The following is a 246-nucleotide window of genomic DNA, read 5'->3' as shown; positions in this document are numbered from 1 at the left end:
CTCGAACAGCGATGGCCAGACCACGGCGTTGACGATACCGGTCTCGTCTTCCAGCGTGAGGAACATCACGCCCTTTGCGGATCCGGGTCGCTGACGCACCAGAACCAGCCCTGCAGTCCAAAGCCATCTCCCATCGCGCTGCCCCATGGCTTGGGCGCAGGTAACGATACCCTTCCGATCGAGGTCTCTTCGGAGAAACGACACCGGATGCGCCCGCAGGGTGAGACCGGTGTGTGAGTAGTCTTC

The 246-nt window shown here is 61.8% G+C and carries 1 protein-coding gene; it reads right to left on the bottom strand.

Going from position 1 to position 246, the window contains the following annotated elements:
- Positions 1-147, bottom strand: a 147-nt coding sequence (locus SB764_RS43585; protein WP_410867251.1) for an OB-fold nucleic acid binding domain-containing protein, incomplete at its 3' end; no start/stop codon positions are given.
- Between the last annotated feature and the right edge of the window lie 99 nt (positions 148-246).

Origin of the sequence: Paraburkholderia sp. SIMBA_027, from assembly GCF_046535315.1 — a bacterium.
Lineage (GTDB): Bacteria > Pseudomonadota > Gammaproteobacteria > Burkholderiales > Burkholderiaceae > Paraburkholderia > Paraburkholderia tropica.
The sequence above is the reverse complement of the archived record's forward strand: the minus strand, read 5'-3'. Positions and strand labels throughout refer to the sequence as shown.